Raw genomic sequence first — 25,743 nt, forward strand, 5'->3', positions numbered from 1 at the left:
ATGAAATCGAGATGGTGGATTTTGGGATTGGCCTTGCCGTGGGTGGCCGCTTGCCAGCGCGGGCCCCGGGAAATCAAAATCGCTTTGGCGTTGCCCTTGACCGGCGACATCGCCTCCGTGGGCCAGGGCATTCAGCGCTCGGCCACCCTCGCCCTGGAGGAAGCCACGACCGCGGGACGGTTTAAATCGCCCGTCGTTTTGATTCCCTTCGATGATCGGTCGGACCCCAAGGAAGCCGTGAACGTGGCCAACCGCGTCGTCTCGGACCCGGACATGGTGGCGGTCATCGGCCATTTCAATTCGGGCTGTTCCATCCCGGCCTCCCGGGTGTACGCCCAGGCGGGGCTTCCCATGGTGAGCCCGGGCTCCTCCAACCCGGAACTGACGCGCCAACAGCTCTCGCCCAACTGGCCCTGGCCGAAAAACGTTTTCCGGGCCAACACGACCGACGACGCCCAAGGGACCTTCGCGGCGGAATTCCTGAACAAGGCGCTCAAGAAAAAGACCGTCGCCGTCGTCCACGACAAAACGTCCTACGGCCAGGGGATCGCCGAGGAATTGCAAAAGCGGTTCACGGCGCTGGGCGGCGAGGTGGTTTCTTTCGACGGGGTGCAGACCGGCGACAAGGATTTCAAAGCCCTGATGACGCGCGTCAAGGCCGAAAATCCCGCGGCCCTGTTTTACGGGGGCACCTACACCGAAGGCGCCCTCGTCCTGCGCCAGGCCCGGGACGCCGGGATCACGGCCCTCTTTTTGACGGGTGAAAACAGTTTCGACCCGGAGTTCGTCCGCATGGCCGGCCCGGCCGCCGAGGGCGCCTACGTCACCTATTTGGGCCGCCCGCCCGAACTGTTGGACACCGCCAAAGCCTTCGTGGAGAAGTACAAACTCCGCTACCCCGGCCAGGAAATCAAAGCCTACGACCACTACGGCTACGAGATCACGAACATTCTTTTGGAAGCGCTGGAGAAAGTCGGTCCCGACAAAGCCAAGATCATCGACACTCTGCGGACCATTCGCTACGCCGGCGTGCTGGGGGAGACCACCTTTGACGAAAAGGGCGACACCCGGAACCGAACCATCACCCTGTTTGTCATCAAAAAAGGCGCTTTCACTCCCTCTCTCTAGCCTCCGCGTCGTCGGAGCCGCTCTTTTTTTGGCGGCCTGCGCGGGGCCCTTCGCCCGGTCGCGGTTTCATCCCGTGGCCGGCCGGGGCCCGTCCGACCCCCCCCTCAAAATCCGTTTTCGCCTTCCCTTGGAACGGGCGCGCGTGTTGTCGCCCTTCGGAAACCGCCACGGGCGCCTGCACACGGGGGTTGATCTTTTGGAGACCCGGGGGGGCGGCGATCCCGTCCTGGCGGCGGCCGACGGCCGGGTCGTGGGGATCGGGCGGGGAGGCCATTACGGCCGCTCGGTTCTTCTGGAACACGCCGGGGGCTACCGCACGCGTTACGCCCACCTTCGAAAAACCCTGGCGGGGCCCAACGCCCACGTGGCCGCGGGGGAGAAAATCGGGATCGTCGGCCGCACCGGGAACGCCACCACGGCCCACCTGCATTTTGAAGTCATCACCCCGTCGGGACGTTACCTGGATCCCGGGCCTCTTTTGTTCCCGCCCCGCCCGCCCCCCGCCGGGAAGTCGAAAGGCGTCCCCGCGCCTTCGCGCGACGCCGCCGCGCGACCGGGCAAGGACTCCCGGGCGAAACCCCGGTCCGTCCAGGAACCCCCTGTCAAAAAAGTAGAATAACCCCGCGTGAATCCCCTCTCGACGACCATCGCCGAACAATTGCTGAACGGGCTGACCCTGGGCGGCATCTACGCCCTTATCGCCCTGGGTTACACCATGGTGTACGGCGTTCTCCTGATGATCAATTTCGCCCACTCGGAATTGTTTATGTGGGGCGGCGTGGCCGGAGCGCTGTTTTTGGGGATTCTCCCGGCGAACGCGGGGGCGGGGGCGCTCGCCGCGGCTTTTGTCCTGGCCATGGGGGCTTCGGGGGTTCTGGCGGTCTTTTTGGATCGCGTGGCCTACGCGCCGGTTCGGCGTTCGCCGCGGCTGACGCCGCTCATTTCCGCCATCGGCGCCTCCCTCTTTCTGCAAAACCTGGTATTCCTCTGGCGGGATTCCCAAATGGCCTTCCCACAGCCCTTGGCCGTCCGTTCGTTCCACTGCGGTCCCCTCGCGGTGAACGGACTTCAATTGTTCATCATCGGGGGGTCCGTGGCGCTCATGGGCGCCCTCACGTTTTTCGTCCGCCGCACGAAAATGGGCAAGGCCATGCGCGCCGTCGCCCAGGACGCCGACACCGCCGAACTGATGGGAATTCCGGTCAACCGCGTGATCGCCCTGACGTTCTTTATCGGGGGCGCCCTGGGCGGCGCCGCGGGCGTCATGAACGGCCTTTATTACGGATCGGTCAAATACAACATGGGCTTCCTGCCCGGGGTCAAGGCCTTCACGGCCGCGGTCCTGGGCGGCATCGGCAACCTTCCGGGGGCCATGCTGGGCGGGTTCCTCCTCGGGGTCTTGGAGGCCCTGGGCGCCGGATTTTTGCCGGAACCGGAGTGGAAAGACGTGTTCGCTTTCGCGGTGTTGATTCTGGTTCTCCTCTTAAGACCGTCGGGACTTCTCGGTGAAAACACCTCCGAAAAAGTTTAAATCGGCGGTTTTGATGGGGGTCGCGGCGGCGGCGTTTTTGGCCGCCCCGTTGGTCCTACAAGGAACCTCCTGGGCCTTCGTGGTTCGAATCCTGGCCTTGATGGGGCTCTACGGCCTTCTGGCCCTGGGGGTCAATCTCGTCTTGGGCTACGTGGGGCTTTTGGACCTGGGGTTCATGGCGTTCTACGCCATCGGCGCCTACACGACGGCCCTGCTGTCCCTCCGCGGGGTGAGCTTCTGGCTGTGCCTTCCGGCCAGCGTCCTCGCCGCGGTGGCGGTCCGGACGCTCCTCGGTTGGCCGGTGCTCCGACTGCGGGGCGATTATTTGTCCATCGTCACCCTGGGGTTCGGGGAAATCACCCGCATCGCCCTCAACAATTGGGATTCCCTGACCAACGGTCCCAAGGGCCTTTCCCTTCTCTCGTCGGCCGCCGTGCCGCCTCTCCGGCTCTTCGGATTCGGGATTCGCACCAACACCCACTTTTTCTATCTGATTTACGCGCTCCTCGCCCTGGGAATCCTGGTGAGCGCCCGCCTCAACCGCTCCCGGATCGGCCGGGCCTGGATGGCTCTCCGGGACGACGAATTGGCGGCCCGGGCCATGGGCATCAACGCGCCGCGCCTGAAAAATTTGGCCTTCGGCCTTTCGGCGGGGTTCGCCGGGGTGGCCGGGGCCATTTTCGCCCGTTGGGAAAATTTCGTCACGCCCGAATCCTTCACGTTTTGGGAATCGGCCCTGCTCGTCGCCATGGTGGTCCTGGGCGGCATGGGGTCCCTCCCCGGGGTCCTCCTGGGCGTGGCGCTGATTTTGGGGCTCCCGGAAGTCCTCCGGTCCGACGTGTTCCGATGGATCGGCGGCGCCCAGGCGGTCAACGCGCGGTATTTGGTCTTCGGGGCGATTTTGGTGGCCATGGCCATTTTCCGCCCCCAGGGACTCTGGCCGCGGAACGTGGACCGGCTGTCCTCGGGGGACGAATAACATGCGCCTCCTGGCCGTTCGCGGCGTGTCGAAAAAATTCGGCGGCGTGGCCGCCGTGGACAACGTGGAATTCGATATACGCTCCGGCGAAATCGTGAGCGTCATCGGCCCCAACGGCGCGGGAAAAACGACCTTGTTCAACCTGCTGACCGGTTTTTACCGGCCGGACGCCGGGGCCATCGAATTCTCGGGGGAACGAATCGACGACTTGCCTTCCCACCGCATCGCCAAGCGCGGCATCGCCCGCACCTTCCAAAACATTCGGCTTTTCGGACGCATGAGCGCCTTGGAAAACGTCATGGTCGGCCGCCATTGCCGCACCCGGTCCGAGCTCTGGCCCGCTCTGCTTCGCACCCGATCGTTCTACCGCGAGGAGCGCGAAATCCGCCATTCCGCCCTGGAGCGGTTGAAAGCGGTCGGCTTGGAAAAAGAGGCCCACACCCTGGCCCGCAATTTGCCCTACGGGGACCAACGGCGACTGGAAATCGCCCGGGCTCTGGCGGCCGAACCCCGGCTTTTGTTGTTGGACGAACCCAACGCCGGCATGAACCCCCAGGAGAGCGACGGGTTGATGTCCCTGATCCGCCGCATCCGGGGGGAGGGCGTCACGGTCCTGCTGATCGAGCACGCCATGCGGGTGGTGATGGGGGTGTCGGACCGGGTCATTGTTTTGGACTACGGGAAAAAAATCGCGGAAGGCGCGCCGTCCGCGGTGCAGGCCGATCCCCGGGTGATCGAGGCTTATCTGGGCGCGCCGTCGGGGGAGGCCGACCGTGCTTGAGGTGAAGAACGTGCGGGCTTCCTACGGCCGGAAACTCCGCGCCCTGCACGGGGTGAGCCTCGCCGTGGGCCGGGGCGAGATCGTTTGCCTGATCGGCGCCAACGGCGCGGGCAAGAGCACGCTGCTGAAAACCCTTTCGGGGCTGATCTGGCCGGATTCCGGGGAAATCCTCTTTGAGGGCCGACGGATCGATTCGCTCCCCGCCCACGCCACCGCCGAACGCGGGTTGATTCACGTGCCCGAGGGGCGGCGCATTTTCCCCCGGATGACGGTTCGGGAGAATTTGGAAATGGGGGCGTACCACGGCGCCCCGGCGGAGGTGCCCCGGGGAATCGACCGGGTGGTCTCTTTGTTTCCGGTGCTGAGGGATCGCTTGTCCCAATCCGGGGGGACCCTGTCCGGCGGGGAACAGCAAATGCTGGCCATGGGGCGGGCCCTCATGGCCCGGCCGCGCCTTTTGATGTTGGACGAACCGTCCATGGGATTGGCCCCCCTGGTCGTCCAGAAAATTTTCGAAATCATCCGGAACATCAACCGGGACGGCACCCCGATTTTGTTGGTGGAACAAAACGCCAACGAGGCCCTGCGCGTGGCCCACCGGGGCTACGTCATCGAAACCGGTCGCATCGCCCACGAAGGCCCGGCGGCGGACCTCCGCACCGATCCCAAAGTCCGAAACGCCTATTTGGGGGTCTCCTGATTTCCGGGGGCCTTCGGCGGGCCGCTTCCGCGCGCGTGGAACTTTTGTGCGTGGGGACCGAATTGTTGACCGGGAAAACGAGCGCCCACGGGGCCACCTTCGGGGCGTTCCTGGAAGAGCGCGGGTGGCCGTTGGCCCGGGAGACGATCGTGAGCGACGACCCGCTGGAAATGGAGGCCGTCTTTCGGGAAGCCTGGCGGCGGGCCGATGTCGTGATCACCACCGGCGGGTTGGGCCCCACCTTCGACGATGTCACGCGGGAAGTTTGGTCCAAGGTGACGGGGCGGCGTTTGCGGCGGGACGGGGCGGTCGAAGCGGCCGTCCGAGAGCGTTTCCGCCGCCGGGGACTTCGCATGCCCCCGGCCAATCGGCGGCAAGCCCTGATCCTGTCCGGCGCGTCGGTCTTGCCCAACGCCTGGGGTACCGCGCCGGGGCAATGCCTTTGGACGGGCAAAAGAATGTTGGTGCTATTGCCCGGGCCGCCCCGGGAGTTGAAACCCATGGTGGAAGATTATTGGGCGCCCCACTTTGAGCGGCGCTTCCCCGCCGGGCGGCGCACGACCCGGGTCTGGCGGTTTTTCGGTCTGGCGGAAAGCGCCGTGGACGAAGCGCTGCGGGCCCTCCCCCGCCGTTCCGGCGAAGTCTGGGGAATTCTCGCCCAGCAATACATGGTGGACGTCAAACTGACGTTGGTCGGCGCGGATCCCGCCCGGGAGGAGCGGCGGTTTGCCGGTGTGGAAAAAACCCTGCGCGGGGCTTTTGGGTCGGCCTTGTTTGGGAGCGGGCGGGACACCCTGGCGGAGGTCGTCGGAAGGCGGCTGCGCGCCCGGGGGGAAACCCTGGCGGTGGCGGAGTCCTGCACGGGCGGGGGGCTCGGCGCCCGGTTGACCGCCGTGGCCGGCAGTTCGGACTATTTCTGGGGCGGATGGATTGTTTACGATAACCGGGCCAAAGAGCGGTTGGGGGTGCCGGCCGCCCTTTTGAAACGTTTCGGCGCCGTGTCGCGTCCGGTGGCCCGGGCCCTGGCCGAGTCGGCCCGGCGAAAAGCCGGCACCGACCACGCCCTCTCGATCACCGGGGTGGCGGGCCCGGCGGGCGGAACGCCCCGGCGGCCCGTGGGCCGGGTTTACATCGCGTTGGCGTCAAAGGGGAAAACGCGGGTGTGGGAGAAAAACTTTTTGGGCGAACGAACGGTCGTCCGCGAGCAGTCGGCCCTGTGGGCCCTCGACGCGCTGCGGAGAAAGCTGGGGAAAAACTAATTGCGGTTCGAGGCCTTCTTGTCGCGCCAGGAAAGGACTTCCCGGAGAATGCCCGCCGCCAAGGCCACGGTGTCGCCGTTTTCCCGACGGAGAAGGCGCATGAGCTTGCCTTCGTTGGTGTCCTGGTCCATGGCGGGGGTCTCTTGAAAGGCCTTCGCGCTCAGGAGTTCGGTCAGGCCGACGCCCAGACCTTCGGCGACTTTCTGCATCGTGGTCAGGGTCGGGTTCCGCTCCCCGCGTTCCAGGCCGCCGATGTAGGTCCAGTGCAATCCGCACTTATCCGCCATCTCCTCCTGGGTGAGGCCCTGGCGTTTGCGGAGGCTCCGAATTCGCAATCCCAACTCTTTTTTGGCGTTCACGGTGGTCGACATGGCTGAAAATATACATTACACGATTGGAAGCAACAACAGAACGGCGTGTGTTTAATAGGTGAATCGATGAATTCTAAGAGTATTTTTGACCTTTTTTTCGTTCGTTCTCTTTTCCCATGAGAACGAAATGGGGGCAGAATTTTTTGGCCCATCCTCCCACGATGCGCCGCATCGCGGACGCCCTGGAGCTCGTTCCGGGCGACGCCGTGTTGGAGATCGGTCCGGGCCGGGGGGCGTTGACCCAATGCCTGTCGGAGAAAGCGGGACGCTTGATCGCCGTGGAACTCGACCGGGACTTGGCCGTCCGCCTTCCCGCGCGTTTTCCCAAGGCGGAAATCGTCAACGCCGATTTCCTGGATTGGACCCCGCCGGAGGTTCCCGCGGGAACTTTTCGCGTGATCGGCAACCTGCCCTATTCGGCGGCGGCGCCCATCCTTCAGAAAGTCTTGTCGTGGACGGGTTGGGACCGAGCGGTGTTCATGGTGCAAAAGGAAGTGGCCGACCGCATCGGCGCCGCCGCCGGCACCAAGGCCTTTGGAATCCTTTCCCTGGCGGTCCAATCCCGCGCCACCACGGAAATATTGTTCGACGTGCCGCCCAGCGCCTTCAACCCGCCCCCGCGGGTGACTTCCACGGTCCTCCGTTTCCGCCGTCGTCCCGCGCCGCTGTTTCGGGACGAAGCCGCGTTTTTTAACGTGGTGCGGGCCGGGTTCGCCCAACGTCGGAAAACCTTGGCGAACAATTTGGCGGGGGCGTTTTCGAAAGACCGGGAGGCGGTGGAAAAGACATTAATTCGATGCGGGGTCGACCTCCGGGCCCGCGCCGAAGTCGTTCCCCTGCCCCAATGGGTCGCGCTCGCGGAGGAGCTCACCGGCCGCTGAACAGCTTCCGGTCCGTCCTTCCGGCAGGCCTTTGGCCGGAATCCAGGGGTTTCTTTCCGTCGGAGAAAGAATTCGGATTCCGGATAAAGTAATTCCGGGATGACCAACGACAGGAGCGGTCGGCTCGGCGGGGGGCTAAGCCCAGGGAACGTCCAGGCAGACGACGTGGGGGGTGTTGGTCCCGTCCCGGAAAAGGGCGGTGAGGGTGACGCACAGGTGTCCGGTGGCCAGGGAGACGTAGGGTTCCGATCGGTACCGGGTGACGAAGGTGTCCCCCAACAAATAAAAATAGTCTTTCAACGAATGGTCGGCTCCCTTGCGGGCCGGATGGAACAGGGGGCTTTTTTTAAAGGCCGTGGCGGCCCGGGCCACGGTGTCGGTGACTTGAAGGCCCTCGGCGTCCAGGACGAAAGCGCATTCCACCGTCGGCTGGGCCTCGACGAATTGGGTCAGGGTGGTTTCCGCCCCAGCGATCGGCTGGCCGCTCAAGGACTTCACCAGCTGGCCCAGGAGGGTCTCAAAGCCCCGGACCCGAAGACCCGCCGCCTTGGCTTTTTCCACCGCGAAAGTTTTGTGTTTCTCCGCAAGGCGCTCCAGTCGGGAGGCCCAGCCGCCCTCCGCGGTCCAGAAGGTGCCCTGAAGCATGTCCACCCCGAGGTCCAGCGTCGCCAGAGCCTGGGATTCCTCGGTGACCCCCTCGGCCACGACCAGGGCGCCGATTTTACGGGAAAGCGCCACCAACGAACGGACGATTTCCTGGTGGAAGAAATCCTTTTCGAGCCCCGCGGTCAACCCTTCGCCGATTTTGAGAATGTCGGGCCGAACAAAAGTCAGCCGCTCCAAATTGGAGTGGCCCTCGCCCAAGCCTTTCAACGCGATCAAAAATCCCTGGGCCCGATGGTGGGCGACGAAGGCTTTGAGCGCTTCCAGGTCGTCCACTTTGGATTCCCGAATGGCGATCACCACCTCCGACGGAGCCAGCCCCTGTTCGGCGACCAATTTGGAGAGATGGCCGGACCCGGCGACCCCCAAATCCAACACCGCGGTGTCAAAAGCCAGGAAGACGAGCCCCCGTTCCTCCGGGGACTTGGGCAGGACGGCCATGCCGGCGCGGCGAAACCAGCGGTCGTAATCCACCGAGGCGTTTTGACGGCTCGCCTCGGCCCGGAGCGCGGCGCCGGTGGGGAGCCCCTCCATGGGGGCCAAACGAGCTTCGTGGCCGATGAGCGCCTTCTGCCGGATGGAAATGACCGGCTCCAACCGGACGGAAAGGCGGTTTTCGGAAATCAATTGGCGTATGTCGATGCCGCTCATGGAAATCATATTTTACCTCAATCGCCTTTGATTCAGCGCCGATCGGCCCGCTCCCGAGGGGTCGATGCCCACCAAAAAAGGCTCCCCGGGGTTGGGGATGTAAGGGGACACCCGGGGAGCCAATTGGTGGCGGAAACGGGCGCCGCCCGTTTCCGTGCGATGAACGCCTTCGGTTAGAAGGAGTAGATCACCTCGAGGCCGATGGTGCTCTCGGTGTCGTCCAACGTTCCGTCTTTTTTCGTGTAGACCTTGTCGGTGGATTGATCGGTCCGGTATTCCAGCCGGGTGATGACGTCCTTCATTTTGTACTGAAGGGTCCCGGTGATGGAGTTGATCGTCTGGTGCGTGGCGCCGCCGGTCAGGCGGGAGCCCTCGTCGTCGAAGTTCTCGTAACGAAGGGTGCCGGCCCAGGTGTCGGTGAAGGCGTAGTTCGCGTAGAGCGCCACGCCGGCCCAGTTGGCCGTCACGTCGTCGGTGGCGGTCGGCTGGAAGCCCGCGCCTTCTTCCACGCCCCAGTCGGCGTTGGCCAACAGGGTGAGTTTGCTGGTGGGGGTGTATTTCAGGATAACGTCCACGAGGCTCCGGCTGAGTTTTTCGGTGCCGGTGGAGCTGGCAACGGAGAAGGCCGGGGAGGTCGTCTCGGGGCCGTAAGCGCCGCCGACAATGACGCTCACTTTGGGAATGCCCGTGAATCCCGCTTGGGCAAGAAACGTCTTTCCCTTGTTGGTGTCAACGGACGCGTCCCAGGCGTTCACCAGGCCGCCGGTGAGGGCGAGTTTGCCGTCAAAGAGCCCTTTGTCGAGCTTGACCCCGGTGTGGACCAACGGGATGGCGTTCGTGAAGAGCAGGCCGCGCGAGTAGTTGAAGTTGTCCTTCGCTTCAATCACTTCGGCGCCGAAAGGCGTCACGAACTTCCCGAGGGTCAGAGTGCCTTTGGTCAGCGGGCACGTCATGCTGATGTACGCCTGCTGCAGGTCAATCTGGTCGTCGCCGCTGCCGTCGAAGGTGTTGACGACGCCGCCGTCCTGGCCGTAGTCCACGTCGACGCGGTAGGCCACGTCGGAACTGGATTTGCCTTGCAGCACCACTTCCGCGTTTTGCAACGTGAAGCTGTTGGCGCTGCCGTCGAAGGCCCGGTAGGTGTTGGCGCTCAGGCCGTTCATGTTGTAGACGTAGCCGAAGTCGATGAAACCGCTGACCGTCGGACCTTCCGCCAAGGCGTTGCCCATCCCCAGGGCGGCGACCGCCACGGCGAGCACCGTACGCTGTGTCTTTTTGCTGATGTTCATTGTTCTTCCTCCTCTGCTGTGTGTTGTGGACGGTCCAAAGGGACTCATCCCCATTTGATCCGCGGCGTGCGCGGGCAATAAAAAAGGCGTTCGTCGCGAGTTTCCGCGGACGAACGCCGTCGTTCGAAAAGGGGGGCGCGCCGCTTTGCGCGTCGGGGACCCGAAGGTCCAAAATAAAAAGTCCTCCCGCCGTGTTGCCGAAGGGAGGACCGCGTTGTCCTAGAGCCTTGAAAGGTTTCCGCACGTCACCGTGCCACAAGAAGCTATCATACCTCCGTCCCGGTGTCAAGCGGGGTCCGGCGCCGACGGAGGATTGACAAAGCCGCCCGCGGGAAATTATCCTTTTGTCGTTTTGGGCGGCGCTCACCGAACTTTCGGCCGGGGATCCTCGTTAATGGAGGGGACCGGGAGAGCGCCGGGGCCAGCTTTTGTTGAATCGAAACGGGAGACGAACCGACATGACCGACCTACGCCTTGTCAGTGAAAAAGTGAAACAGGAAAGCCAATTCGTGGAGGAAATCTTCGCCGAATTGGGACGCGTGATCGTGGGCCAGCGAACCTTGCTGGAGCGCCTGCTGGTGGGCCTTCTGGGCCACGGGCACTTATTGTTGGAAGGGGTCCCGGGCCTGGCCAAAACCCTGGCCGTGCGGACCCTGGCCGGGATCATCGAGGCGCAGTTTCAGCGCATTCAATTCACGCCGGATCTCCTGCCCGCCGACGTCATCGGCACCCTGATCTACAACCCCAAAGAGGGGTCTTTTTCCGTCAAGAAAGGCCCGGTGTTCACGAACCTCCTGCTGGCGGACGAAATCAACCGGGCCCCCGCCAAGGTGCAGAGCGCTCTCTTGGAGGCCATGCAGGAGCGTCAGGTGACCATCGGCGACACGACCCACGCCCTGCCCGAACCGTTTCTGGTGTTGGCCACCCAGAACCCCATTGAACAGGAAGGCACCTACCCCCTGCCGGAGGCCCAGGTGGACCGGTTCATGCTGAAAATCAAAGTGACCTACCCCTCCCGGGAGGAGGAAAAGACCGTCATGGAGCGCATGTCCCTTCCCGAACCGCCCCGGGCCCGTCGGGTCATTACCCTGGACCGGATCGCCCAGGCCCGGCGGGTGGTGGACGAGATCTACGTGGACGAGAAGATCAAAAACTACATTCTGGACATCGTGGGCGCCACCCGCCGCCCCGAGGGCGCCGCCCTGGCCCCCCTGAAAAGCCTCATCCAATTCGGCGCTTCGCCCCGGGCCACCCTGGCCCTCCACAAGGCGGCCCAGGCCTTCGCCTTCCTTAAAGGAAGGGGCTACGTCACCCCCGAGGACGTGAAGTCCATGGGCCCCGACGTCCTTCGCCACCGGGTGATTTTGACCTACGAAGCCGAGGCGGAGGAGAAAACCGTCGAGGACGTCCTCCAGCACATTTTTAACGAAGTCGACGTTCCCTAACCCCGCCCGGGTCGGCCTCCATGCCCGCCGCGCTGTCTCCCGAAGTCCTTCGGCACGTTCGCCGGATCGAAATCACCGCCCGGCGCCTGGTGAGCGATTTGTTCGCCGGGTCCTATTCCAGCACCTTCAAGGGCCGGGGGATGGAGTTCGCCGAGGTGCGGGAATACCTGCCGGGCGACGACGTGCGGAGCATCGACTGGAACGTCACCGCGCGCCTGGGCCATCCCTTCGTCAAAAAATTCGTCGAGGAACGGGAACTGACGGTGATGTTCCTGGTGGACGTGAGCGGCTCCCTGGGGTTCGGGAGCCGGGGCCAATTCAAATCCGAACGGGCCGCCGAGATCACGGCCCTCCTGGCCCTCTCGGCCCTCCGCAACAACGACAAGGCCGGCCTAATGCTTTTTTCGGATCGGGTGGAAAAATACGTTCCGCCCCGGAAAACCCGGGGCCACGTTCTGCGACTGGTTCGGGAGGTGCTCTCCCACGCGCCCCAAGGCCGGGGCACGTCGATCAAAACCGCCCTGGACACCTTGAACCGCGTTCAGCGGAGGCGGGCCGTGGTGTTTCTGATTTCCGATTTTATGGACGCGGGCTACGAGCGCGCCCTCCGGATCGCCCAGGGGCGCCACGACGTCGTCGCGGTGCCCCTCCGGGACGCCTGGGAAAAAATCTGGCCGGCGGGCGTCCGCCTTTTGGTGGAGGACGCCGAGACCGGCCGCCCCGCCAGCGTTCCGGCGGCCGCCGCCGGCGGGGCCATCGACCGCCACAACCGCGAGCGCCGGGACCGGCTGGCCCGCGACCTCCGTCGGAGCGGCACCGACGCCGTCTTCGCCGAAACGGGCCCCTTCGAGGCCAAAGCGTTTCTCAAATTTTTCCATGAACGCGCCAAACGCCAACATTAAACGCCGGGCCCTGGCCTTCCTCCTCCTCGGCGCGGGCTCGGCCTTGGCCGGGGAAGGGCGGGTGCGCCTGGAGACGACCGTCGATCCCTCCACGGCCACGGTGGGGGACCGGTTGGTGTTGAGCGTTCGCGTCGTGACCGAGGGCGAGGTTCAAATTTCCTCCCCGTCGGTGGGCGCGTCCCTGGGAATTTTCGACGTCGCGGCGGCGGAGGCCGACGCGCCCGAGGACGCCTCCTCCCGGGTTCGCGTTTTTCGCTACACCCTCGTCCCTTTCGAGGTCGGCGTGGCCACGATTCCCCCGCTGTCCGTCCCCTACCGGATCGGTCGCGGTCCGGCGAAATCCCAGTCCACCCCGGAGATCCTTGTGACGGTCCGATCGGTCCTTCCGCCGGAAGCCAAAGACATTCGCGGCCTCAAGGGTCGGTTGCCGCGGGTCCCGAACGAATGGTTTTGGGGGCCCCTGGCCGCGGCGGGGGTTCTGGGCGCCCTGTTTTATTTCCTTCTAATCCGCCGGCGGCCGGGGGCCGTCCTTCCGCCCGCGCCGCCGCCCCGGCCCGCCCACGTCCTGGCGCTGGAGGCTCTGGAGGCGTTGGAAAAAAACATCGTCGGACCGGCGAAACCCTATTACAGCCGTTTGACGGAAATCTGGCGCGCCTACCTGGAGGCCCGGTTCGGCCTGCCCGCCCTGGACCGCACCACCGGCGAAATCGCCCAATCCCTGAAGAATCTTCCCGTGACGGCGGAACAGAAACGCCGGATTCGGGAATTGCTCGACGTGAGCGACCTGGCCAAGTTCGCTAAAACGGAACCGGAGAACGAGGAACGACTGACCCATTTGGATTTGGTCCGCTCCTTCGTGGAATCGACCATTCCCGCTCCCGCGGAAGGAAAACGTTCGTGACCTTCGCCCACCCGCACGTTCTCTGGGGACTCCTCCTCCTGCCGCTCCTGGCGTTCTACGACGTCCGCTGGGGCGCCGGGGCCAAAGCGCGGATTCGCCTGTCGTCCCTGGCCCTTCTTCCGCCGGGGACGGGGAAGGAGGTGGACGGGCCGTCCCGATTCCTGGCGGGCCTTCGCCTGGGGGCTCTGGGTTTTTTACTCGTGGCCCTGGCCCGTCCCCAACAGGGGCAGGAACGGCAGGAAGTCACCAGCCCCGCCACGGACATCGTTCTCTGTCTGGACGTTTCGGACAGCATGCGGAGCCTGGATTTCAAGCCCAAGAACCGGTTGGACGCGGCTTTGGAAGTCATCAAGGAATTCGTGGGACACCGGCCGGCGGACCGGATCGGGTTGGTCTTGTTCGCCAACGGGGCCTTCACCCAGTGCCCCCTGACCCTGGACCACGGGGCCCTGTTGGGTTTTCTGGACAGCGTGGGCATCGGGGTCGTGGACCCCAACCGCACCGCCGTGGGAACGGCCATCGCCACCGCGGTGGGGCGCCTGAAAAAAAGCGAGGCCAAAAGCAAAGTGATCGTGCTTTTGACCGACGGCCAAAGCAACGCGGGGGAAGTCGATCCGCCGACCGCCGCCCGGGCGGCGGCGGCCTTCGGGATCAAAATTTACACCGTGGGGGCCGGGGCCCCCGGGGGCGGCATGATCGAAGTGGACGATCCCTTTTTCGGCAAGCGGCTGGTGCGGACCCCGGAAAACGAATTGGACGAAGCCACGCTCCGGCGCGTGGCGGAGGACACCCACGGCGCTTATTTCCGCGCCACGGACCTGGCGAGCCTTAAGAAAATCTACGGAGAAATCGACCGGATGGAAAAGACCGACGTCAAAACCCAAACCTTCGCCGAATACCGGGACGTCTATCCGCCCTGGTTGTGGTTGGCCTTTCTGCTTTTTATCACCGAGGGGGTTTTGTCCCAAACCCTCTGGAGGCGCTACCCGTGATGTGGACCTCGCCCGCTCTTCTGGGACTCCTGGCCCTTCCGGCGGTTTTGGGTCTGCTCACGCTGGCCGCCTTCCGATGGAAGGGCCGCGTCGCGGCCCGGTTGGGCGACCCCGCGGTGGTTCGCCGGCTGGTGGATCCGCGGACGGGCCGTTATCAACGGGGGAAGGCGGTCCTCCGACTACTGGCCGCGGTTTTCTTGGTGTTGGCCTTGGCGGGACCCCGGTGGGGGGCCCTGTTCCAGGAAATCCAGCGCCGGGGAATCGACGTGGTGATTGCCGTGGACGTGTCCGCCAGCATGTTGGCCGAGGACGTGAAACCCAACCGCCTGACCCAGGCCAAACGGGAACTGACGCTTTTAATCGACGGCCTGGAAGGCGACCGGGTCGGGTTGGTGGCCTTCGCCGGAGCGGCCTTTTTGCAATGCCCCTTGACCCTGGACTACGGCGCGGCCCGGACCCTGTTGGATTTGATCGGCCCCGATCTGATCCCCAGGCCCGGCACCGATTTGGCCGCGGCTCTTCGCCAGGCGTTGGACGCCTTCCCGCGCGGGCTCCATAAATACAAGGCCGTCGTGCTCCTGACCGACGGCGAGGACCACTCCGGGGTCCTGGACGCGGCCGTGTCCCGGGCCGCCGAGGAGGGCGTTCGGATTTTCCCCATCGGGTTCGGGAGTCCCCAGGGGGAAATCATCCCCCTTCGGGACGAATCCGGGAGTTTGTCGGGTTACAAAAAAGACAAGGACGGCCAAACGGTCGTGTCGAAACTGGATGAAAAAGCCCTCCGGGCCATGGCGGAGAAGACCGGCGGGACTTACTTTCCCGCCAGCCAGGGGGAAATTGAAGTGCCGCGCCTCCTGTCGGCCTTCCGCCAAATGGAAAAACGGTCCCTGGAAAGCCGGGTCTACGGGCAATGGGAGAATCGTTACCGGTGGCCTTTGTGGATCGCCTTCGGCCTGTTGCTCCTGGAATTTCTAATCCCGGAGGCGGGGGGGCAGGGACGGCGGATGTGGAAGGCCCTTCGGTCGACGGTGCCCCTGGCGGCGGGCCTGGTTTTTTTAACCCCCTCGGCCCGGGCCATGGGCCGGGCGCCGACTTCGAGCGAACTCTCCCGGGCGGTTGAAAAAAATCCGGAGGACCCCCGGGCCCAATTTCAGTGGGGCCAGGGACTTTATCGGGAGGGGAGTTACGCGGCCGCGTCGGAGGCCTTTGAAAAGGCCCGGACCCGGACCGCCGCGCCGGAAATAAAAAGCGCCGCGTTTTACAACGAAGGCAACGCTTATTTTCGGCAGGGGAAATTGGACGAGGCCATCAAAAAATACAAAGAGGCCCTTCGCCTGGCGCCGTCGGACCCGGACGCCAAACACAATCTGGAATTCGCGCAAAAAATGAAAAAGGCCGGGGGGAAACCCCAGGGCCCATCCGGCTCCCCCCAGGACGATCCGAAATCCCCGGGCGGGGGCGGCGACCCCAAGGATTCCAAGAAAGGCGAACCCAAGAGCGCCGGCGCCATGACCCAGGAAGACGCGGAACGATTGTTGCAGGCCGTCGAGGACCAGGAAAAGAGGGCCCAGCGCAACGCCCGCGGCGGCAAACCCCAGGAGCCGCCCCGGGGCCCGGACTGGTAAAATGATTCGCCCATGAAACGACTGTTGACCCTCGTCCTGTTTTTAACGGCCGGATCCCTCCGGGCCGGGGACCTTTCTTTCGAGGCGACCGTGGACCGGGACGCCCTGACCATGAACGACAGCCTGACCCTTCGGCTCTCGATTTCCGGGGCGGGCCTCTCGGTGTCGCGGCCGGAACTGCCGCCCCTCCCCGGATTCCGGGCCGTGTCCGCGGGCCAATCCCAGAACCTGAGCTTCGTGAACGGGACGGTTTCCAATCAGGTGGTTTACTCCTACGCCCTGGAGCCCCAGGCCCCCGGCGAATACACCCTTCCGTCCCTCACGATCGAGGCCGGCGGCCAGAAGGCCTCCAGCCGGCCGATCAAAATCAAAGTCCTTTCGGCCGGCGCCGCCCCGGCGCCCCGCTCCGGCGGCGGTCCCGCCCCGGTCGATGGCGGGCGCGATCTTTTCGTGACGACCACCATCGACAAAAAGAATCCCGTGGTGGGCGAAACGGTGGTCCTGTCCTTTCGATTTTACAGCCGGGCGCCCCTTCTTTCCCAGCCCCGTTACCAGGCCCCGGACGTCACGGGGTTTTTGACCGAGGACCTCCCGCCCCAGCGCCAATACACGGAAATCATCGGCGGGCGGCGTTATCAAGTGGTGGAACTGCGAACGGCCCTTTACCCCACGGCGCCCGGCCGATGGACCGTCGGACCCGCGGCCCTGGAGTGCCGCGTTCAGGATTTCTCCCGGGAATCCTTTCCGGGCGGTTTCCCGTCTTTCTTCGACGAGGCCTTCGGCGCCGCCAAACGCGTGGTCCTTCGAAGCGATCCCATCTCCGTGGGCGTCGCTCCGCTCCCGACCGCGGGCCGCCCCTCTGGATTCAAAGGCGATGTGGGACGGTTCGCCCTTTCGGCGCGATTGGACAAGGCGGAGGCCCAGGTGCACGAACCCGTGACGTTGACCGTCGCGGTGGAGGGGGAGGGGAACATCAAAGCCCTGTCGGCGCCGGGCTTGCCGCCTTTGCCGGAATTCAAAACCTACGAGACCTTGAGCGGCCTGAACATCGCCAAAAAAGACGGCCGCGTCCTGGGGTCCAAGGTGTTCACCACCGTTCTCAAGCCCGAGGTCACGGGAACCCTCACGGTGCCGCCCATTGTTTTTTCCTATTTCGACCCCGGGGCCCGGATTTTCCGAACGGTCCGCTCGGCGGCCCTGCCCTTGAAGGTGGTTCCGGGAACGCTCTCCCTGGAACCCGTGGCGGATTCCTCCGGCGCGGTCACCGTTCCACTCTCGGAAGGGGTCAAAGTCATCGGTCGGGACATCCGCTACATCAAATCCAACGGGAAGCTCCGCCGACGGCGGCCGCCTTGGACGGGGTCCCGGACCTGGGTTTTATTGAATCTGATGCCGGCGGTCCTTTTCTTGGGCCTCTGGGGAACCGTGAGCTTCCGCCAGCATTCCCTGGCGAACTTGTCCGGCCGTTCCTTCCGGGCGGCCCTGCGCCGGGCGGAGCGGGAGGTGGCTTCGGCCCAAAAAGAGACCGCCGCCCCCGCGGCATTCATGGACCGCCTCCACCGAATTTACGCGGATTTCCTCTCGGCCAAAATCGGGGCTCCGGCCCAGGGATTGACGGCCGACCGAATCGAGGCCGCCATGGGCGAAGCGGGCGTCCCGGCCGAAACCCGCGGCCGGGCCCGGGCCTTGTCCGACCTGTTGGACCAGGCCCGATTTACTCCCGGGTTGTTGACCCCGAAAGACGCGGGCGACCGGGCCGCGGAACTGCGGAAACTCCTCCGATCCCTGGAAACCCAATGGAAGGGGCGTCCATGAAAAAGAGACTTTTGTGGGGGCTCTTCCTGGCGGCCCTTCCTATTATAGGGCGCGCCGCGGAAGCTCCCGATACGGCCTTCGAAGCGGCCAATAAATTCTACGCGGCGGGGAACTTCGCCGACGCCCAAGCGGCCTACGGCAAACTCGCGGCCCGGGGATACGCCGGCGCTCCCCTCTACTTCAATCTGGGCAACGCCTATTATCGCCAGGGGCAAATCGGCCGGGCGCGTTTGTGGTATGAACGGGCCCTCAAAGAATCCCCGGGGGACGAGGACGTTCTCCACAACCGGGATTTGCTTCGAAGCCAAGTGGGAGAAAAAGCCGACGTCCAGGATTATTGGGCGGACCACGTCGTCCTCTTTTCCGGTCTGCTGGGCCTGGCCAATCTGCTTTTCTTCGCCTGTTGCGCGTTGTCCCTGTTTCGGGAGAGCGAAACCCTCTGGTGGGGGCGGTGGATCGGCGGCGTGGTATTGGCCGTTTTGATCGTGGCTTTCGTGGCCGCCCAACGGCAGGCCGCCCGGCCCGAAGCGGTGGTCGTGGCCGCCCGGGTCGAGGCCCGCACGGGTCCGAGCGCCGCCGAGCGCGTGGGATTTCTGGTTCCCGAAGGCCAGCGGGTGGCGTGGCTGGAAGCGTCGGGCGAATGGGTTCAAATCGGCCTGCCCGAAAAGGGCCTCAAGGGCTGGGTGGGCGCGGACACGGTGGCCCCCGTCGAATTTCCGGAGGCGCCCCCCGCCGGTTGATTTTTGGCCAATTTTGGTATAATAGGTCCGCAGCAACCAGTAACAATCCAACCACGGCCGGACAACGGCGTCCACCGATAACAACACCTGCCAATGACGCGGGACTAGGGGATTCATTGGGGTCGCTCCCGCGACCGTTATTGACTTTTAAAAAGAGAGGTTACGATGTCACCCAAACAAGAAATTCTTGGAGTTTCCACCCACACCAACGGCAAGCATCAGGCCGGCGACGCGAAATTGACCGACCTGTTCGGGTCCAATGTTTTTAACGACCGGGTCATGCGCAAACGCCTGCCGAAAAACGTCTACGCCGCCATGCAAAAAGTCATCGCCGGCGAAGCCGAGCTGACCCTGGACGTCGCCCACGTCGTGGCCGAAGAAATGAAGGAATGGGCCATCGAAAAAGGCGCCACCCACTACACCCACTGGTTCCAGCCGCTGACCGGCAAAACCGCCGAAAAGCACGACAGCTTCCTGGACCCCCAACCCGACGGATCCGCCATCGCCGCTTTCTCGGGCAAAACCTTGATCAAAGGCGAGCCGGACGCGTCGAGCTTCCCCTCGGGAGGCATCCGCGCCACCTTTGAAGCCCGCGGCTACACCGCCTGGGACACGACCTCCCCGGCTTTCCTCAAGGAAGACGCCGCCGGGAACGTCACCCTCACCATCCCCACGGCCTTCGTCAGCTACACCGGCGAAGCCCTGGACAAAAAGGTGCCCCTGCTTCGCTCCATGGAAGCGCTGTCCACCCAGGCCATGCGCGTTCTCCGCGCCCTGGGCAACAAGAAATCCAAACGGGTGATCAGCACGGTCGGACCCGAACAGGAATATTTCCTGATCGACAAGGACTACTTCGACCGCCGCACCGACCTCCAGTTGGCCGGCCGCACCCTCTTCGGCGCGCCGTCGCCCAAGGGGCAGGAATTGGAAGACCAGTATTTCGGCGCCATCAAGGACCGCATCTCCAAATTCATGCGGGACTTGGACGTCGAGCTCTGGAAAATGGGGATCGCCTCCAAAACCAAGCACAACGAAGTGGCCCCCGCCCAATTCGAAATGGCGCCCATCTTCTCCCTGTCGAACATCGCCGCCGACCACAACCAGCTGGTGATGGAAACCATGCAGAAGGTCGCTCTCCGCAACGGCCTCGTCTGCCTCCTCTACGAAAAGCCCTTCGCCGGCGTCAACGGCTCGGGCAAGCACAACAACTGGTCCATGGCCACCGACGACGGGTTGAACCTGCTGGAGCCGGGCCACACGCCCCACGACAACGAACAGTTCCTGGTGTTCCTGGCCGCGACCTTGACCGCCGTGGACCGCCACGCCGACAAGCTCCGCGCCGGCGCCGCCAACCCGGGCAACGACCTGCGCTTGGGCGCCAACGAAGCCCCGCCGGCCATCATCTCGATCTTCATGGGCGAATCGCTCTCGGACATCCTCGAGAACATCGCCAAGGGCAAAAAGACCGAGAGCAAGGGCCAGCAGTTCATGACCATCGGGGCCGACGCCCTGCCGAAGCTCCCCATGGACAACACCGACCGGAACCGCACCTCGCCCTTCGCCTTCACGGGCAACAAGTTCGAGTTCCGCATGGTGCCCTCCTCGGCTTCCATCGCCGGCGCCAACACGATCCTGAACACCATCGCCGCCGAAGCCCTGGACGAGATCGCCGACCGCCTCGAGAAGAGCAAGGACATCGAGAAGGAAGTCAACGCCATCGTCCGCGAAGCCGTGCAAAAGCACGGGCGCGTGATTTTCAACGGGAACGGCTACTCGGAGGAATGGGTGAAGGAAGCCGCCAAGCGCGGCCTTCCCAACATCAAATCCTCCATCGAAGCCTTCGCCGCCATGGCCACCGACGGCGCGGTCAAGCTCTTCGAAAAATACAAGGTGCTCTCGGGCCGCGAACTGCACTCCCGCTACGAAATCTACGTGGAGCAGTACGCCAAGCACATCAACATCGAAGCCCGCTGCGCCATCCAGATGGTCAAAAACCAGTATCTGCCCGCCGTCATCGCCTACACGGGCGAATTGGCCGAAACGGTCAACGCCCTGAAGACCGCCGGCGCGGACACCAAGGTTCAAGCCGCCCTGCTCAAGGACGTCAACGAGCTCCTGGCCTCCGCCACGGACAAGCTCGGCGCCCTCGAGGAAGCGACGGCCATGGCCAACAACATCGACGACGTGGAAAAGAAAGCCGAAGCCTTCCGGGACAACGTGTTCACCGCCCAGTCCGATCTCCGCAAGGACATCGACGCGCTGGAAACGCTGTTGCCCGCGGACCTCTGGCCCGTTCCGACCTACGCGGAGATGCTGTTCAACCTCTAAAAACCGTCCGGTTCAACCGGAACATCGGTTTCCCCGAAGCCGTCCCGCGAAATTCGCGGGGCGGCTTCGTTTTTTTTGGGGGCGGCCCGCCGTTTCTCCATTGACAGATTATCGGCGGGGCAATAAGATCAACAAATTCTTGCCTCAAGGGGGCGGTCGGTCATGAATTGGACAAAGTGGGTCTTGGAATGGCGGTCCGCCTGGGGCCATCCCAACTTCCGGTCGGCGCTGTATCAAGCGCTTGACCGGGGGGACTGGGAGTCGGCGCTTTTTTGCTTTGAAAAGGACCCGCGACTTGTTGACGATCCGGTTCCCGATCGGGCCCGGCCGATCTTCCTCGCCATCGAATCCAAGTCTTTGGCCAACGTCCGCCGGTTGATCGAACTCGGGGCGGATCCGGCGTCGGTGGATTCCTCGATCGCCGCTCCCAACCGATGGACGTCGGGATCCTCTCTTTTCCCCAGCGGACGGTATGTGGACACGTCCGGGGTCCCCTGGATCCCCGGCCGTCCGTCCGGTTATGTGGAACTCCCTTGGCCGGCCAAGGTGAACCTTTTAACGGCGGCCTGGGCCCTGGGGGGGGAGGAGATATACACCGGCCTATGGCCGTACGCGCCCCGGGGAACCCGTTTCGACGCCCTTCTCACCGCCTTGCGAATGAACGACGAAGCCTGGCTCGACCGGCTGGACCTCGCCCGGTGCCTGGCCGACGGCCCGGCGGAGGACGTCCGTCCCGACTGGGCGGACACGCCGACCCCTCTGCTGGCCGGCGTCTTGGGCGGGGTGTCGACGGGGGTGTTTGAGCGGCTTTGGTCGGTCTCGCCTTCCCGATGGAAAACCCAGATCCATCGGGAGGGAGGGTTGCCGGACTATGGATTTGACGGCGAGGCGTCCCCCCCGCCCGAAGGCGACCTTCGATTTTGGGCCCGACGCCGGGGGGCCCTGGAACTGTCGGACTGGCTGAACACCCATTGGCCCAAGGAGTCCTAACGGGGGTCCTCCCCTTTTTATTCCATCGGGCGGCGGATCGATCGCCTCCCGCCGTCCCGGGAAAGTGCCCGGAGGATTGCCGCGAGCGCTCCCCAGAAGATGAAGAACCGAATCACCGTCACCGGATTGGCGGCGGAGGCCGCCAACCAACGAACGGCGTCGGTGTTCCGGTAATAGTTTTGATAGTTGTACCCCCGCCCGTGAAAGACCCACCCGTTGTTTTGAACCCACCACAAGGCCTGGAGCCCCAGGGTGAGGGCGGCCGCCAGAAAGCCCGAAGAGATTTTCATCGAGGGTTCCTCCGAAGATAGCGCGTGTCCCAGGGGCGCGCCGTTTTCATGGAAAGGAGAATCGCGTCGCCCACCAAGGGCGCCGTCGCATACCGCCGACGCCCCTTCCATTGAACGGTAAAGCCCGCTCCTTCGGAGGTGTTGAGTAGGTCTCCCAGGAACGCCCGATCGCCGTTCAAGACCGCGCCCGCGATGGCGAAACCGGTGCCCGAGGGGGTGAGACCCCCGATCAAGGGTCCCGAATCCACGTCGCCCCCCCGCCGGACGCCCCGGGGCCATTCCCGGATTCCCGGGACGATCCCCCCGGCCCGGCCGGCGAAAACCGTTTTCATGACGTCGTATTGTTCCCGGTTGAACTTCGGGTCCACAAAGCCCAGGTAAAAACTGTTCCACCCCATGCCGCACCCCCGGGGCCCCTGGCGGACACGCCCTGGGAGGTCAACGGAAAAGGGCAGGGCTCCCGTCGCGGGGTCGAGCAGGCGCTCCCGGGCCCGGGCCACCCATCTTCGGGCGAAGGGAGAATCGCCCGTCGTGGCTTTTTCGAAGAGCGCGATGGACGCCACTGCGGCGACCACGTCGGGAACGTAGATCTCTCCCGGGTAGGTTTCGGCCACCAGGACCGGCGATCGCTCCAATTTGGCGCGCAGGCTTTCGGTAATCCGCCGGTGAAGGCCGTCGAATCGGCCGTCCCCGCCCAGATATTTGTGGGAAGCCAGGAGGAGGTTCAGGTGCCCCAGGTAGCCCAGGTGCCCCTCGGGGCTTTCGAGGGTCGCCAACGCGTTCCGGCCCCAGGCCCGGGTGTCGAACCGCTGGAGGGCGGGACGCTGGGCTTGGTCGATCCATTGGGCCACCCGGTCCCGGGATTCCTCCCGGGTTTCGGGATCGGCCAGGGCGATTTGGACCATGGCCGTGCCCGACATGGACAAAGCGCCCAGGGCCCATTCGCCCCGGAATTTTTCGGGAAGTCCGGCGGGCGAATCCCCTTCGCCTTTTTGAAAGGCCAGGCGGTCAAGCAGGTAGGCCCGGCGGGTCATCAAATCCTCCCGAGCGCCGCCCTCCAAGAGCTCCCGGGCGGACACCCGGACCCCCCCCACCCAGAGGGCCTTGACCAGAACAAGGCCGAGGACGGCCGCGCCGCCCCCGATCGCCGATCGACGAAGGGCGCCGCTCACGACCGGTTCTCCTTTCGGGGGGCGGCGAGCTCCCGGGTCCAGGCGGCCGGAGCCGGCGGCCGGACCCGGCCCGGCGTGGGAAGACCCCGGGGGGAGAAGAAAATATCGGAGGCCCATTTTCGCGCCGCGGCCACGTCGATCAGGGTTTCGGCCATGCCATCGGAAAAAGCCTTTTCGAGGAGCCACCGAAAGACCGACTTGGCAAGGAATCGGGTTTTGTCGACGCCGAGTCCGGCGGCGGGGGCGGGGCCTTTCCCCTGAAGAAATTCCGCAATGGCCGCCCCGGCCGCCGACGCCCCCTGCAGCGCCAGCCGAATCCCGCCGGCGGTCAAGGGCGAGACGTGCCCGGCCGCGTCGCCGATCAAAAGCACCCCGGGCGCGTCGGCCGGGGACACCGGCCCGCCGACGGGGATCCACCCGGCGCGCCGGGCGATCACCCGCGCCCGACCGAAATCGAAGATTTTCGAAAGGCGCTCCACGAAGGCGTCGAGTCGGGGGTGGAAGGGGGCCGTTCCGGCGACGCCGATCTGGGTGACGCCGAGTCCCGGCACGGCCCAGCCCAGGTACCCCGGGGCGAATTCACGGCTTAGAAAGCAGTGCAGGCGATTTTCGTCGATCCCCCGCAACCCCTCGAACTCCCACTCGGCGCCGAAGAGAAACCGCCGGTTGATTCCCAGGCCAAAAGTCGTCGCCACCCGGGAGCGGGCGCCGTCGGCCCCCACCAGGTAACGGGCCCGGTGGTCGCCGGCGCGGATGGCGTCGCCGTCCCGCCGGGCCCAGATCAACCGCTCGCCCCACACCAGTTCCGCGCCGACGTCCACCGCCCGGTTGGCCATCCAACGCAGGAGTCCCGGCGTGTCGGTGGCGTGATAGCGGTAGCCGCCGCCGTCCAGGTCGGCCCACCGCAGACGGGGGGAATAGAGACGGACCCCATCGATGGGCCGGGTCAGATAGCGGGGGGGCGTCAAATCGGCCATGGCCTCGGGTGTCAGAAGCCCCGTCGTGCGAACGCCGGCCCCGGCGTCGGGTTTCGGGTCCCACAGGGTCACGCGGCAACGGGCCCGCGCGGCCATGCGGGCGCACTCCAATCCGGCGAAACTTCCTCCGACCACCAACACGTCGATGTTTTTCATAGAGCCTCCGTGGGTGCAGGTAATAAAGTTCTTTGCATTGCAAAGCATGTGATCAAAAAAATTAGCCCGCCGCGGCCGCGGCCCCGTCCGGTCCATGGGCGTGCCGATCGGGGGCGGTCGACCGGGCCGATTGCGCCGCGTGAAGGACCTCTTCCAGCGCCGCCAGGTAACGCAGAAAGTGATCCCGGCCCCGCTCCGTGACATAAACCGTGGTCCGGGGTTTTACGCCCACGAAGGATTTCTTCATTTTGAGGGCGTTCAAATCGGCCAGGGCTTTGAGGTGGCGGCTCAGGTTGCCGTCCGTCAACCGGCAGGCCGCCTTGAGGTCCGCGAAGGACAATCCCTCCGGGGCCCGCAGAAGGGCCGACATGATGGCCAGTCGATTGGGTTCGTGGAACACTTTTTTGATTTCATCAAAGGGGTTTGTCACGGCTGGGTTTCCTCCCGGTCAAAGTGCATGACCAATCCCGCGGCCCATTCCCCGGTGAAAAAAACGATGCCCATGGGCCAGGGATTCAAAAAGGTGGGTGAAGGGGACATTAAATAGATCGTTCCGCAGGCCAGATAAAATAGACCCACGTAAAGAATGCGGGAAGGAAGAACATCCTCCCCGGTCAAATTGGCCAGCCCGAAAAGAGTCATCCAAATTCCGTAAAGGGGCCAGAAAATCCGGGACCGAAGCATGGCCAGGGTAAGCACGCCGCCCACCGCCAGGGAGGGAATGGCCCGCAGGACGGGCTTGAGTTTCGTCACGTCCCGCCGGACCTCCGGGTCGAAGAGGAACCAGTAAAGGAGCGCGCCGTAATTAATGAAAAGCCCCAGGGACAGAACCGTCAGCCAGCCGAAGAGCACCGTGTATTTGGAGGGGGGAAGGGTTTGAATCAAGGCCGCGGCCCCGAGAGCCAGGGAGCCCGAAAGAATGCGGGCCCGGCCGGAGTAGCCTTTGAAACGCTGCTTCGACAGAATGTTCCGGCGAAGTTCCCGCACCTGGGTCAGCGCGTCGTGAATGTGGGAGGCGATGGCGTCCATGGCGATTTAAGGATAGCAGCAAACAAAGAACTTTGCAATAGAAAGTTTATGGTCGTTCCCGGGGCCGTGGCGGGCGCGCGTTTCATGTTAGAATTCCCGGACGACGCGGGCGTCGACTCAAAATGACCTTCCTAACCGTGGCACTCCT

25 protein-coding genes are annotated in these 25,743 nt (G+C 64.4%); 17 read left to right on the forward strand and 8 right to left on the reverse strand.

The annotated features are described in order from the left end of the window. From IPP68_10455 to IPP68_10485, 7 genes are read left to right on the forward strand one after another with little or no spacing between them, the layout of a single operon-like run. The gene (locus tag IPP68_10455; GenBank protein ID MBL0350774.1) at positions 1–1,128 is read left to right on the forward strand and encodes a branched-chain amino acid ABC transporter substrate-binding protein; all 1,128 of its coding nucleotides are present in this window, start codon (positions 1–3) and stop codon (positions 1,126–1,128) included. Between the two features lie 28 nt (positions 1,129–1,156). Beyond that, on the forward strand, positions 1,157–1,747 hold the full coding sequence (locus tag IPP68_10460; GenBank protein ID MBL0350775.1) for a M23 family metallopeptidase: 591 nt from the start codon (positions 1,157–1,159) through the stop codon (positions 1,745–1,747). 27 nt (positions 1,748–1,774) lie between these two features. Next, on the forward strand, positions 1,775–2,659 hold the full coding sequence (locus IPP68_10465; protein ID MBL0350776.1) for a branched-chain amino acid ABC transporter permease: 885 nt from the start codon (positions 1,775–1,777) through the stop codon (positions 2,657–2,659). A gap of 13 nt (positions 2,660–2,672) precedes the next feature. Further along, complete coding sequence (locus tag IPP68_10470) at positions 2,673–3,638, forward strand: ABC transporter ATP-binding protein (GenBank protein MBL0350777.1); 966 nt, start codon at positions 2,673–2,675, stop codon at positions 3,636–3,638. A 1-nt stretch (position 3,639) separates the two neighbouring features. Then, complete coding sequence (locus IPP68_10475; GenBank protein ID MBL0350778.1) at positions 3,640–4,419, forward strand: ABC transporter ATP-binding protein; 780 nt, start codon at positions 3,640–3,642, stop codon at positions 4,417–4,419. Then, entirely contained in the window at positions 4,412–5,119 is a 708-nt protein-coding gene (locus tag IPP68_10480) for an ABC transporter ATP-binding protein (GenBank protein MBL0350779.1), read from the forward strand. The genes IPP68_10475 and IPP68_10480 overlap by 8 nt, the downstream gene beginning before the upstream one ends. A 35-nt stretch (positions 5,120–5,154) precedes the next feature. Next, the gene (locus IPP68_10485; GenBank protein ID MBL0350780.1) at positions 5,155–6,378 is read left to right on the forward strand and encodes a competence/damage-inducible protein A; all 1,224 of its coding nucleotides are present in this window, start codon (positions 5,155–5,157) and stop codon (positions 6,376–6,378) included. Here the strand turns inward: IPP68_10485 and IPP68_10490 are convergent. After that, a complete protein-coding gene (locus tag IPP68_10490) occupies positions 6,375–6,749 on the reverse strand; it encodes a helix-turn-helix transcriptional regulator (protein MBL0350781.1) in 375 nt (124 codons plus the stop codon). The two genes, IPP68_10485 and IPP68_10490, sit on opposite strands and share 4 nt — an antisense overlap. A gap of 143 nt (positions 6,750–6,892) precedes the next feature. Between IPP68_10490 and rsmA the strand changes: the two genes are divergently transcribed. Next, on the forward strand, positions 6,893–7,630 hold the full coding sequence (rsmA, locus tag IPP68_10495; GenBank protein ID MBL0350782.1) for a ribosomal RNA small subunit methyltransferase A: 738 nt from the start codon (positions 6,893–6,895) through the stop codon (positions 7,628–7,630). A 135-nt stretch (positions 7,631–7,765) separates the two neighbouring features. Here the strand turns inward: rsmA and IPP68_10500 are convergent, their stop codons facing one another. Next, positions 7,766–8,953, reverse strand: a complete 1,188-nt coding sequence (locus IPP68_10500) for an EAL domain-containing protein (GenBank protein ID MBL0350783.1) — start codon at positions 8,951–8,953, stop codon at positions 7,766–7,768. 164 nt (positions 8,954–9,117) lie between these two features. Further along, a complete protein-coding gene (locus tag IPP68_10505; GenBank protein ID MBL0350784.1) occupies positions 9,118–10,233 on the reverse strand; it encodes a porin in 1,116 nt (371 codons plus the stop codon). 458 nt (positions 10,234–10,691) lie between these two features. Between IPP68_10505 and IPP68_10510 the strand changes: the two genes are divergently transcribed. The 9 genes from IPP68_10510 to IPP68_10550 all read left to right on the forward strand — a co-directional run bounded on the left by IPP68_10510 (position 10,692) and on the right by IPP68_10550 (position 21,971). Continuing rightward, a complete protein-coding gene (locus IPP68_10510; GenBank protein MBL0350785.1) occupies positions 10,692–11,678 on the forward strand; it encodes an AAA family ATPase in 987 nt (328 codons plus the stop codon). A 20-nt stretch (positions 11,679–11,698) separates the two neighbouring features. Continuing rightward, positions 11,699–12,580 carry a DUF58 domain-containing protein gene (locus IPP68_10515; protein ID MBL0350786.1) on the forward strand — a complete coding sequence of 294 codons (882 nt, stop codon included), beginning with the start codon at positions 11,699–11,701 and terminating at the stop codon, positions 12,578–12,580. Then, the gene (locus IPP68_10520; GenBank protein MBL0350787.1) at positions 12,555–13,481 is read left to right on the forward strand and encodes a hypothetical protein; all 927 of its coding nucleotides are present in this window, start codon (positions 12,555–12,557) and stop codon (positions 13,479–13,481) included. The genes IPP68_10515 and IPP68_10520 overlap by 26 nt, the downstream gene beginning before the upstream one ends. After that, positions 13,478–14,473 (forward strand): VWA domain-containing protein, encoded by a 996-nt coding sequence (locus IPP68_10525; GenBank protein ID MBL0350788.1) that lies wholly within the window; start codon positions 13,478–13,480, stop codon positions 14,471–14,473. Before IPP68_10520 ends, IPP68_10525 begins: the two co-directional genes overlap by 4 nt. Further along, on the forward strand, positions 14,470–16,098 hold the full coding sequence (locus IPP68_10530) for a VWA domain-containing protein (GenBank protein ID MBL0350789.1): 1,629 nt from the start codon (positions 14,470–14,472) through the stop codon (positions 16,096–16,098). The genes IPP68_10525 and IPP68_10530 overlap by 4 nt, the downstream gene beginning before the upstream one ends. A gap of 12 nt (positions 16,099–16,110) precedes the next feature. Beyond that, a complete protein-coding gene (locus IPP68_10535; GenBank protein ID MBL0350790.1) occupies positions 16,111–17,913 on the forward strand; it encodes a protein BatD in 1,803 nt (600 codons plus the stop codon). Continuing rightward, a complete protein-coding gene (locus IPP68_10540) occupies positions 17,910–18,653 on the forward strand; it encodes a tetratricopeptide repeat protein (GenBank protein MBL0350791.1) in 744 nt (247 codons plus the stop codon). The genes IPP68_10535 and IPP68_10540 overlap by 4 nt, the downstream gene beginning before the upstream one ends. 165 nt (positions 18,654–18,818) lie before the next feature. Beyond that, positions 18,819–20,981 (forward strand): glutamine synthetase III, encoded by a 2,163-nt coding sequence (locus IPP68_10545; protein MBL0350792.1) that lies wholly within the window; start codon positions 18,819–18,821, stop codon positions 20,979–20,981. Positions 20,982–21,143: 162 nt separating this feature from the next. Next, entirely contained in the window at positions 21,144–21,971 is an 828-nt protein-coding gene (locus IPP68_10550) for a hypothetical protein (GenBank protein ID MBL0350793.1), read from the forward strand. A gap of 17 nt (positions 21,972–21,988) precedes the next feature. On the opposite strand, the gene IPP68_10555 is transcribed toward IPP68_10550, so the two are convergent. The 5 genes from IPP68_10555 to IPP68_10575 all read right to left on the reverse strand — a co-directional run bounded on the left by IPP68_10555 (position 21,989) and on the right by IPP68_10575 (position 25,595). Continuing rightward, entirely contained in the window at positions 21,989–22,261 is a 273-nt protein-coding gene (locus IPP68_10555; GenBank protein MBL0350794.1) for a hypothetical protein, read from the reverse strand. Further along, positions 22,258–23,433: a hypothetical protein gene (locus IPP68_10560; protein ID MBL0350795.1), complete on the reverse strand. Its 1,176-nt coding sequence runs from the start codon at positions 23,431–23,433 to the stop codon at positions 22,258–22,260. The genes IPP68_10555 and IPP68_10560 overlap by 4 nt, the downstream gene beginning before the upstream one ends. Beyond that, a complete protein-coding gene (locus IPP68_10565) occupies positions 23,430–24,566 on the reverse strand; it encodes an NAD(P)/FAD-dependent oxidoreductase (GenBank protein MBL0350796.1) in 1,137 nt (378 codons plus the stop codon). The genes IPP68_10560 and IPP68_10565 overlap by 4 nt, the downstream gene beginning before the upstream one ends. 61 nt (positions 24,567–24,627) lie before the next feature. Next, positions 24,628–24,996: a transcriptional regulator gene (locus IPP68_10570; GenBank protein ID MBL0350797.1), complete on the reverse strand. Its 369-nt coding sequence runs from the start codon at positions 24,994–24,996 to the stop codon at positions 24,628–24,630. Next, a complete protein-coding gene (locus IPP68_10575) occupies positions 24,993–25,595 on the reverse strand; it encodes a hypothetical protein (protein ID MBL0350798.1) in 603 nt (200 codons plus the stop codon). The genes IPP68_10570 and IPP68_10575 overlap by 4 nt, the downstream gene beginning before the upstream one ends. Between the last annotated feature and the right edge of the window lie 148 nt (positions 25,596–25,743).

The organism is Elusimicrobiota bacterium, from assembly GCA_016722575.1.
Classification (GTDB): Bacteria; Elusimicrobiota; Elusimicrobia; order FEN-1173; family FEN-1173; genus JADKIY01.